Annotated in this window: 10 protein-coding genes and 1 pseudogene; 10 read left to right on the top strand and 1 reads right to left on the bottom strand. The window is 61.3% G+C overall.

Annotated elements, in window-relative coordinates:
- Nucleotides 1-245, bottom strand: a 245-nt coding sequence (locus EOC06_RS40865; protein WP_206631217.1) for a hypothetical protein, incomplete at its 3' end; no start/stop codon positions are given.
- Nucleotides 246-506: 261 nt separating this feature from the next.
- Here EOC06_RS40865 and EOC06_RS20390 point away from each other — a divergent pair.
- The 10 genes and pseudogenes from EOC06_RS20390 to EOC06_RS43000 all read left to right on the top strand — a co-directional run.
- Nucleotides 507-2,531: a conjugal transfer protein TraG gene (locus EOC06_RS20390; protein ID WP_063169233.1), complete on the top strand. Its 2,025-nt coding sequence runs from the start codon at nucleotides 507-509 to the stop codon at nucleotides 2,529-2,531.
- Between the two features lie 116 nt (nucleotides 2,532-2,647).
- Nucleotides 2,648-3,061 (top strand): CopG family transcriptional regulator, encoded by a 414-nt coding sequence (locus tag EOC06_RS20385; protein ID WP_063170364.1) that lies wholly within the window; start codon nucleotides 2,648-2,650, stop codon nucleotides 3,059-3,061.
- The gene (gene trbB, locus EOC06_RS20380; protein WP_024502850.1) at nucleotides 3,058-4,026 is read left to right on the top strand and encodes a P-type conjugative transfer ATPase TrbB; all 969 of its coding nucleotides are present in this window, start codon (nucleotides 3,058-3,060) and stop codon (nucleotides 4,024-4,026) included. The genes EOC06_RS20385 and trbB overlap by 4 nt, the downstream gene beginning before the upstream one ends.
- Nucleotides 4,027-4,038: 12 nt before the next feature.
- On the top strand, nucleotides 4,039-4,347 hold the full coding sequence (locus tag EOC06_RS20375; RefSeq protein WP_024502851.1) for a TrbC/VirB2 family protein: 309 nt from the start codon (nucleotides 4,039-4,041) through the stop codon (nucleotides 4,345-4,347).
- Nucleotides 4,347-4,619, top strand: a complete 273-nt coding sequence (locus EOC06_RS20370; protein ID WP_024502852.1) for a VirB3 family type IV secretion system protein — start codon at nucleotides 4,347-4,349, stop codon at nucleotides 4,617-4,619. Before EOC06_RS20375 ends, EOC06_RS20370 begins: the two co-directional genes overlap by 1 nt.
- A complete protein-coding gene (gene trbE / locus EOC06_RS20365; protein WP_128308625.1) occupies nucleotides 4,613-7,063 on the top strand; it encodes a conjugal transfer protein TrbE in 2,451 nt (816 codons plus the stop codon). The genes EOC06_RS20370 and trbE overlap by 7 nt, the downstream gene beginning before the upstream one ends.
- Nucleotides 7,060-7,785, top strand: a complete 726-nt coding sequence (gene trbJ / locus EOC06_RS20360) for a P-type conjugative transfer protein TrbJ (protein ID WP_024502854.1) — start codon at nucleotides 7,060-7,062, stop codon at nucleotides 7,783-7,785. The genes trbE and trbJ overlap by 4 nt, the downstream gene beginning before the upstream one ends.
- A 33-nt stretch (nucleotides 7,786-7,818) precedes the next feature.
- Entirely contained in the window at nucleotides 7,819-9,141 is a 1,323-nt protein-coding gene (trbL, locus tag EOC06_RS20355; protein WP_063169231.1) for a P-type conjugative transfer protein TrbL, read from the top strand.
- The gene (trbF, locus tag EOC06_RS20350; RefSeq protein WP_063169230.1) at nucleotides 9,142-9,873 is read left to right on the top strand and encodes a conjugal transfer protein TrbF; all 732 of its coding nucleotides are present in this window, start codon (nucleotides 9,142-9,144) and stop codon (nucleotides 9,871-9,873) included. It begins immediately after the preceding gene.
- Between the two features lies 1 nt (nucleotide 9,874).
- Nucleotides 9,875-9,985, top strand: a pseudogene (locus tag EOC06_RS43000) (P-type conjugative transfer protein TrbG); the annotation flags it as partial.

Genomic DNA, 9,985 nt, shown 5'->3' with positions numbered 1-9,985 from the left:
CCTCCCCACCAATGATGGCGTTCGAGCCAGGGGAACTGCGGCAACTGTTGGAGGACGAACCTGCCTCCCCACCAATGATGGCGTTCGAGCCAGGGGAACTGCGGCAGCTGTTGGAGGATGAACCCGCTTCCCCACCGATGATGGCGTTCGAGCCAGGGGAACTGCGGCAACTGTTGGAAGACGAGCCTGCCTCCACTTGGGCACAAATCAATTCGACCCCACATGCGCGAGCGGACGGTGTTCATCAGCCAGCCCAGGCGCCGTGGCTCCCTGAACGCAGAAGATAACTTTGCGGAGGAGCGGTCACGCAACTGTCGGCGGCGCCGGGCCTCAGGGTGAATGGAAAGGATGGAGTGGCGGATGGTGTCGCGTGAAGGCGCAACACGCGTGCTGACCGACCTGCATACGTAGGAAGTCGTTCATTGCTCCCAAATCGTATGTGAGGAACATTCCTGTCCCGGCTGCGCCGCGCGATGCTAGGTCGCGTTGTTCAGCGGGCCAAGCCGATGACACCTACGAAGCTACTGATCGGGCAGATCGCCGTTGTGTGCGCAATTGTCATTATCGGCGTATGGACGGCAACCCAATGGTGCGCTCAAATGCTGACCTACCAGACGCCTCTCGGCGCACCATGGTTTCTCTTCGCCGGCTGGCCAATCTACAAGCCGTGGAAGCTGTTTGAATGGTGGTTCCACTTCGATGCTTATGCGCCGGAGGTCTTCGACAAAGCCGGTACGCTTGCAGGCGCCAGCGGATTCCTGGGTTGTGCCGCCGCAATCGCTGGCTCGCTTTTGCGCGCGCGACAGCGCGGGTCGGTTACGACCTATGGGTCTTCACGGTGGGCCACGACTCATGAGGTCGAGACGGCAGGGTTGTTACGGCCGGCGGGCGTTTTCCTCGGTAGGCTGAACGATCGCTATCTGCGCCATGACGGCCCGGAGCACGTCATGGCATTTGCGCCGACGCGTTCGGGCAAGGGCGTGGGGCTGGTTGTTCCAACGCTACTTTCCTGGACCGGGTCTGCCATCATTCATGATATAAAAGGCGAAAATTGGCAGTTGACCTCCGGCTGGCGGTCGAAATTCTCGTACTGCCTTCTGTTCAATCCGACCGACCCGAGATCGGCACGCTACAACCCGCTGCTGGAGGTGCGCAAAGGCCCAGATGAGATCCGGGACGTTCAAAACATCGCCGACATCCTCGTCGATCCCGAGGGCGCGCTGGAGCGACGGAACCACTGGGAGAAGACCAGCCATTCACTCCTAGTTGGCGCCATTTTGCACGTGCTCTACGCTGAAGAGGACAAGACGCTGGCCCGCGTCGCCACCTTCCTGTCGGACCCGCAACGCTCGTTTGCCGCAACGCTACGGCGGATGATGACGACAAACCATCTCGGGACGGGGCATAACCCTCAGGTCCATCCCGTAGTGGCCTCGGCGGCTCGCGAACTCCTGAACAAGTCGGAAAACGAGCGCTCAGGCGTCCTCTCGACCGCCATGTCCTTTCTCGGGCTTTATCGTGATCCAACGGTCGCGGCGGCCACTTCGTCCTGCGACTGGCGCATCGCTGACCTAGTGGATGGAGAGCGACCGCTGTCGCTCTATCTGGTCGTGCCGCCTTCGGATATCTCGCGCACCAAGCCTTTTGTGCGACTGATCTTGAACCAGATCGGCAGGCGGTTGACGGAGCGTCTGGAGGGGGACCCGAAGAAGAGCCGTAAGCATCAGCTGCTCATGATGCTGGACGAGTTTCCGGCGCTCGGTCGCCTCGACTTCTTCGAAACGGCGCTCGCCTTCATGGCAGGTTATGGCATTCGCTCCTATCTGATCGCACAATCTTTGAACCAGGTTTCAAAGGCCTATGGCGAGAACAATGCTATTCTCGACAATTGCCACGTGCGAATTGCCTTTTCCTCCAATGACGAACGCACGGCCAAGCGCATCTCGGATGCCCTCGGCACCGCAACCGAACTTAGGTCGATGCGCAACTATGCGGGCCATCGGCTTGCGCCCTGGCTTTCACATGTCATGGTGAGCCGCCAGGAAACCGCGCGCCCGCTCCTGACGCCAGGCGAGGTGATGCAATTGCCGCCGTCAGACGAATTGGTCCTGGTTTCTGGGTTGCCGCCGATCCGCGCCAAGAAGCTGCGCTATTATCAGGATCAGAATTTCACAGATCGGGTGCTGCCTGCGCCGGTGCTGCACGACGGACCCTATGCGGACTGCCCTGCATCACGCCCGGACGGCTGGACTGGACAAGTGTGCAGCGTCGATAGCCGACTTGCTGCGGACGAGGAAAGCGCCGACGCGCCAGTTGAAGACGAGGGAGGCGTTCAGCAGCAACGCCATCCAAGCCTGCCCGAAGAAGACGTTGTTGTCTCTCAAGAGCCCGATCAGGCCGATCTGTACAAGCCCGCAGACGATGACAGCGAAGCGCTCGCGGACAAGCGTGTCATGGATCGGATTTCCACTGCGGCCCGCGTCTACGGTATCAACGAGGGCAGGGGCGACGATGTCATTCCCGGCTTCTGAAGTCCGCTGAGTTGCAGAGCGCACCTCAGCGTAGATAACGGCCATAAGCAATTTTGAGCGTCTGGCCGATGCTTCTCCCGTCGCCGGCGCAACGCCGGGCCGTCGGAACGATCCGCATGAAGCCGCACCGCATTCGCCATCAGTTTCTGCTTGAGCCGGAGCTCAGCGAGAAACTGGACAACCTCAGTCGCGATCCGTCAACGACCAAATCAGCGATCGTGGGGAAGGCGATCGAGGCGTTCATCGAGCGGCGTGGCGAGAGCGAGTTCGATCGGCGCTACGGCGTAAGGCTTGACCGGCTCTCCCGCGATCTTGCCCACGTCAGGCGCGATTCCGAGGTGATCCTGGAGAGCCTGGCGCTCTTCATCCGCTTTTCGATCACCCTTCACGCCCACACGCCGGTCCCGGATCGGGCAACGCAGGCTATTGCCCAAGAGCGTTTCGAGAAATTCGTTGAGAAGGTCGGCCGCCAGATCGCTTCCGGCAAAAAGTCGCTTAGCAAAGACAATGGTGGGGGAGGGGAAGGATGAGCTCTCATCCCGAGGCCGACCACCGGCGGCGTGTCATGCTGCGCACCGCCATGGGTCCGGCAATCACCGAAGCCCTGGCCGATCCGTCCGTCATCGAGGTGATGGTCAATCCCGACGGCGCGCTGCGACTCGACCGGTTAGGCGAAGGTCGGGTCGATACCGACGTTCACATGCACCCGTCCGAGGCAGAACGTATCATCCGCCTGGTTGCTTCGCACGTGCGCGCCGAGGCGCACGCCGACAACCCGATCGTCAGTGCCGAATTGCCGTCTGGCGAACGCTTCGAAGGCCTGCTGCCACCTGTGGTGTTGGCGCCATGTTTTGCCATCCGCAAGCCCGCCGCGAAAGTCTACACCCTGGCCGACTATGTTGCCGAACGCATCATGCTGCCGCTGCAGGCCGATGCGCTGAAAAAGGCCGTCCGCGAGCGGCGCAACATGCTGATCGCCGGCGGCACTTCCTCGGGGAAGACAACACTCGCCAACGCTCTGCTGGCTGAAGTCGCCGAATGCGACGATCGGGTGATCCTGATCGAGGACACACGCGAACTGCAGTGCGCGGCCAGGGACTGCGTTGCCCTGAGAACAAGGCGGGGCTCGGTCACCCTTGCCGATCTCGTGCGCTCGACGCTGAGGCTCAGGCCGGACCGCATCATCGTGGGCGAGGTGAGGGGCGCGGAAGCGCTCGACATGCTGAAGGCATGGAACACCGGGCACCCAGGCGGCATCGCTACCGTACACGCCAATTCCGCGCGCTCGGCTCTCTATCGCATTGAGCAACTCGCCCAGGAAGCGGTGGTCACCGTTCCCCGCCGGCTCATCGCTGAGGCGATAGATCTGATCGTCTTCATAGCGGGACGCGGCTCGTCGCGCCACATCGACGCAATCGCCGAGGTCACCGGTCTCGACGGCAGCGGCGATTACGCCGTTGCCCCGCTCACGCTTTCGCAACTCCAGCAGCTTTGAAAGGCCTTCCTCATGCGCAAGAAGCTTCGCTTTCTTTCGTCCACAGCGCTCGCGTTTCTTATCACGGCCCCGGTTTATGCCGCCGGCTCCGGCATGCCGTGGGAGCAGCCGCTGCAGCAGATCCTGGAGTCCGTGCAGGGACCGGTCGCCAAGATCGTTGCGGTGATCATCATTATCACCACCGGCCTGACGCTTGCCTTCGGCGACACCGCCGGTGGTTTTCGGCGCCTGATTCAGATCGTCTTCGGTCTGTCGATCGCCTTCGCGGCATCGAGCTTCTTCCTCTCCTTCTTCTCCTTCGGTGGTGGGGCGCTCGTCTGATGGCCGCCGGGGAGCAGCATATCGAGGGCTTCGCAGTACCGGTCCACCGGGCGCTGACCGAGCCGATCCTGCTCGGCGGGGCTCCGCGCGCGGTGGCGATCCTCAACGGTACAGTGGCCGCGGCCATTGGCTTCGGCTTGCAGCAATGGATTGCTGGTCTGGTGCTTTGGATCGCAGGCCACTCGTTAGCGGTGTTTGCCGCAAGACGCGATCCGGACTTCGCCAGCGTGCTTGTGCGCCACCTACGTCTGAAGGGGTGGCTTGCATGCTGAACCTTTCGGAATATCGAAGCAAAGCCGACCGGCTTGCCGACCATCTACCCTGGGCTGCCTTGGTGGCGCCCGGCATCGTGCTCAACAAGGACGGCAGCTTTCAGCGGACGTTGCGGTTCCGCGGCCCGGATCTCGAAAGTGCGACGGAGGCTGAACTCGTCGGCATTTGCGCCCGGGCGAACAATGCTCTCAGACGCCTTGGCTCTGGCTGGGCATTGTTCTTTGAGGCCGAGCGCACAGAAGCGCTGGGCTATCCGAACTCGCATTTTCCTGACGCCGCGTCGTGGCTGGTCGACGAAGAACGCCGCGCTGCTTTCGAGGGGAAGGTAGCGCACTACGAGAGCCGCTATCATCTGACCTTGGTGTTTATGCCACCGCCGGACGCCCAGGCGCGCGCAGAAAGCACGCTCGTCGACTCTCATTATTCCCGAGGAGAAAGAGACTGGCGCCAGGATCTGGCGAGGTTCCGTGACGAGACCAACCGCGTGCTCGATCTCTTCTCGGGTTTCATGTCCGAAGTACGCGTCCTCGATGATGCTCAGACGTTGACCTACCTCCACGGCACGATTTCGCCTCGTCGCCATCCTATCATGGCCCCGGAAACGCCGATATATCTGGATGCAATCCTGGTCGATGCGCCGCTTACCGGTGGCCTGGAGCCGATGCTGGGTGAGCAGCATCTTCGCACACTGACCATCCTCGGCTTTCCGAACCTCACCCGGCCCGGAATCCTCGATACCCTCAATCATCAGGATTTCGCCTATCGCTGGATGACGCGCTTCATTCCGCTCGAGAAAACGGAAGCCACGAAGACGCTGACTCTATTGCGCCGGCAGTGGTTTGCCAAGCGCAAATCGATCGTGGCAATCCTACGCGAGGTCATTACCAACGAGCCGGTCCCGCTTGTCGATAGCGATGCCGACAACAAGGCGCTCGATGCCGACGAAGCCCTTCAGGCATTGGGCGGTGATCATGTGAGTTTCGGCTATCTCACCACCACCGTGACGGTGTGGGGCGAGGATCGCCAAGCCGCTGCAGAGAAGCTTCGCGCGGTCGAGCGCATCATCAATGGGCTCGGCTTCACCACGATCCGAGAAGGCGTCAATGCGGTCGAGGCTTGGCTCGGCTCATTGCCTGGCCATGTCTACGCTAACGTTCGCCAACCGCTCGTTCATACATTGAACCTTGCCCATCTCATGCCGCTGTCGTCGGTTTGGGCCGGTCCTGCGACAAACGAGCATCTCGCGAAAGTCACCCAAACCGAAGCGCCACCGCTTTTCGTTGCCGAGACCAGTGGGTCGACACCGTTTCGGCTTTCCACCCACGTCGAAGATGTCGGCCACATGCTGGTTGTTGGTCCGACCGGCGCCGGCAAGTCGGTTCTGCTTGCTCTGATTGCTCTGCAGTTCAGGCGCTACGCCGGCGCCCAGGTTTATGTCTTCGACAAAGGCAATTCGGCCCGTGCTGCAACACTTGCCATGGGTGGAGAACACCACGCGCTAGGAGCGGACGGTTCCCTTGCCTTTCAGCCACTGCGCAGCATCAACGACCAGGCTAGCCGAAGCTGGGCGGCCGAATGGATCGCCAGCCTTGTTGCCCACGAGAACGTCACCGTCACGCCGGAGGTGAAGGAGGCTATTTGGTCAGCGCTGGCCAGCCTTGCCACCGCGCCGGCGCAGGAACGCACACTGACCGGTCTTTCGGTCCTGCTTCAATCCAATGCGCTGAAGACCGCATTGATGCCCTACACGCTCGACGGTCCCTTCGGCCGCCTGCTCGATGCCGATCATGATGGGCTGGCCTTGTCGGATGTGCAGTGTTTCGAGACCGAGGAGTTAATGCACAGCCAAAGCGCTTTGCTGCCGGTGCTTACCTATCTGTTCCAGCGACTTGAGGAACGGTTCGACGGACGGCCCACGCTGATCATGCTCGACGAGGCGTGGGTCTATCTCGACAATCCGCTGTTCGCCGCCCGCATCCGCGAATGGCTGAAGGTGCTGCGAAAGAAGAACGTGTCGGTTGTCTTCGCTACGCAGTCGCTGGCTGATATCGCGGGCTCTGGCATAGCGCCGGCAATCATCGAAAGCTGCCCGCAGCGCATTTTCCTTCCCAATGATCGTGCCGTGGAACCCCAGGCGCGCACAGCCTACGAGCGCTTCGGTTTAAGCGAGCGGCAGATCGAATTGATCGCCCGCGCCACGCCGAAGCGTCAGTATTATCTGCAATCGCGCCGCGGCAACCGTCTGTTCGAGCTCGAGCTTGGCCCCATCGCTCTTGCGCTTTGCGGTGCTTCCGATCCGGCCACGCAGACTCTGATCGACAGGATCATGTCCGAAGACGGGCAAGGCAGCTTTGCCTCGCAGTTCCTGATCGCGCGCGGCCTCGATTGGGCCGGCGAACTTCTCAAGCAATTCCCTCAACCAGACAAGGAGCAATTCTCATGATGCGGCGACGCCTTCTCTCCGGCCTGATCACCGTTTCCCTGATCGCCAAGCCTATGGCCGACTATGTGCAGCCCGCCTACGCCCTTATCGTGTTCGATCCGTCCAATTATGCGCAGAACGTGCTGACGGCCGCGCGCGCATTGGAGCAGATCAACAACCAGATCCAGTCGCTGCAGAATCAGGCGACCATGCTGCAGAACATGGCGCGCAATCTTCAGCGTCTGGATTTCTCTTCCGTTGGCCAACTCACCGGTTCGCTCCATCGCATCGACGGCTTGATGGACCAGGCGAGTGGCCTCAGCTTTGATCTGGGCAAGCTTCAAGACCAGTGGCGCAGCCAATATCCGGAAAGCTACGACGCCACGATCAAAGTCAGCGATGTGGCGAGTGCTGCGCGGGAGCGTTGGCAAACCGCCATGCAGGCGTTCCGCCAGACCATGGGTGTCCAGTCGCAAATCGTCGAGAACGTCCGCGCCGACGGCGATCTGCTCGCCGATCTCGTCAACCGCAGCCAAGGGGCGGCCGGTGCGCTTCAGGCAAGCCAGGCCACCAACCAGCTGATGGCGCTTTCGACAAAACAGCAGATGCAGATCCAGACGCTGCTCGCAACGCAGTTTCGAGCTGAGGCCGAGGATGCCGCCCGCAAGGCCCAGTCAGACGAAGCCGCCCGCGAGATGACGAAGCGATTCTTGGGTACCGGCTCGGCTTATCCCGGCAATTAATCACGAGTTCATCACGACGAGAAAGGCAGCGGCATGAACGACCTTGGCGTCATCGATCGCTTCATGGAGACCTTCATCCGCTACATCGACAGCGGGTTCGGTCTGCTATCGGGCGACCTCGCCTTCCTCACTACCATTCTGATCGGCATTGACATCACACTTGCCGGCCTGGCGTGGGCGCTCGGCGACGAAACCAGCGTTCTCGGCCGGCTTGTCCGCAAGGTGCTCTATGTTGGCGTCTTCGCCTTCATTCTGAACAATTTCAAGAACCTCGCCGATATCGTTTATCGTTCTTTTGCCGGTCTCGGGATTAAGGCGTCGGCCGGCAATCTGTCGGCAGACAATCTCTTGCGCCCGGGCCGCATTGCCGCGACCGGTTTCGAAGGTGCTTGGCCAATGCTTGACCAAGCCAGTCAGCTCCTGGGCTTCCCGGAAATCTTCGGCAACGCACTGACCATCTTCGTGCTGCTGATGGCCTGGTTCCTGGTCATCATCGCCTTCTTCATCCTTTCCATCCAGCTTTTCATCACCATCCTTGAGTTCAAGCTCACCACGCTGGCAGGTTTTGTTTTGGTTCCATTCGCACTTTGGAACCGTTCAGCGTTCCTGGCCGAACGCGTGCTCGGCCATGTTATCTCGTCAGGCATCAAGGTGATGGTGCTCGCCGTCATTGTCGGTATCGGCTCCACGCTCTTCGGGGAGTTCGCTTCCGCATTGCAAGGCAAGGAGCCGGATCTTGCCGGTGCCATGTCCCAGGTACTGGGCGCACTGGCATTGCTTGGCCTTGGCATTTTTGGGCCGGGGATCGCGTCGGGTCTTGTCTCAGGCGCACCGCAGCTTGGGGCGGGCGCCGCCCTCGGCACGACCGCGGCGGCAGCGGGTGTATCACTCGTTGCTGGAGGCACAGCATTTGCTGGCGCGCGTATGGCAACCAGCGGCGGTGTCGCCGCCATCCGAGCCGGCACAACAATGGGATCGGCTGCTTCCACGTCATGGCAGATCGGGCGCGCAACCTCGCCCGACGCTGGCCTCTCCGGTGTGGCTGCTGGAATGCATGGTGTAACCAGTGCAGCTGGCGGCGCCGCTATACGCATAGCGCGATCCGCCACTGCAAGTGTTGGGCGCAACGCCGATGCCGGGCGCGATGCCGCGTGGACCGCGACCGGCGGCACGCCGACAGCGCCAATGACCGAACGCTCTGCCGGTTCGGCCACTGTTTCGGCGCCGACGTGGGCAAGGCGCCTACGTTCTGAACAGACCGCCCGTGCAAATCGCCACGCTGCCATGCAAGCTGTCCGAGACGGAGACCGGCCGGGAGGCAGCGCCACCCCCTCTCTCAACGACAAGGATGACTAGATGCTCTTCAAGCGACCCGTGCACCGTTACGGCAAAACACCCGAACCGGTCACGCCGTATCAAAAAGCCGCCCAGCTGTGGGACGAGCGCATCGGCTCATCTCGACTGCAGGCCAGGAACTGGCGGATCATGGCCCTTGGCTGCCTGGCCTTGGCGACCGGGCTTTCCGGCGGACTCGTATGGCAGTCGATGCAAAGCCGTGTCGTGCCTTATGTCGTCGAGGTCGATGGCTTCGGCGAGACGCGCGCCGTCGCGCCGGCGATCCGGAATTATGAGCCCTCGGATGCTCAGATCGCCTGGCATCTCGGCCGCTTCATCCAGAATGTCCGTTCCGTTTCCACCGATCCGGTTTTGGTACGGCAGAACTGGTTGGCAGCGTACGACTTTGCTAGCGATCGCGCAGCGCTCTTCCTCAACGAATACGCCAAGGCGAACGACCCCTTCGGTCAGATCGGAACGCGCAGTGTTTCGGTACAGGTCACCAGCGTGGTCAGAGCCTCCGAAAGTTCATTCCAGGTCAAATGGACCGAGCAGGTGTTTGAGCGCGGAAGCCTTGCCAGCACGATGCGCTGGACTGCGATCCTCACGATCGTGATTCGCTCGCCAAGCAATACGGATCAGCTGCGCAAGAATCCGCTCGGCGTCTTCATCAATGCCATTGACTGGTCACGCGAGCTCGACAGCGCCGTCCCAACCCCCCTTTCTCCGACGGAGTCCACCAATGAAAGGTAAAATGTCACCGATTCGTGCCGTGCTGATCCTATCGGTGTCGGCAGCGGTCGTTTCCGCTTGTGCATCGAAGAAGGTGCCGCCGCCTGAGATTTCCTATGACGCTGCCGACTTC

Source organism: Mesorhizobium sp. M7A.F.Ca.MR.362.00.0.0 (genome assembly GCF_004023175.1).
Taxonomy (GTDB): domain Bacteria; phylum Pseudomonadota; class Alphaproteobacteria; order Rhizobiales; family Rhizobiaceae; genus Mesorhizobium.
This window is presented reverse-complemented; position numbering and strand designations above follow the sequence as displayed.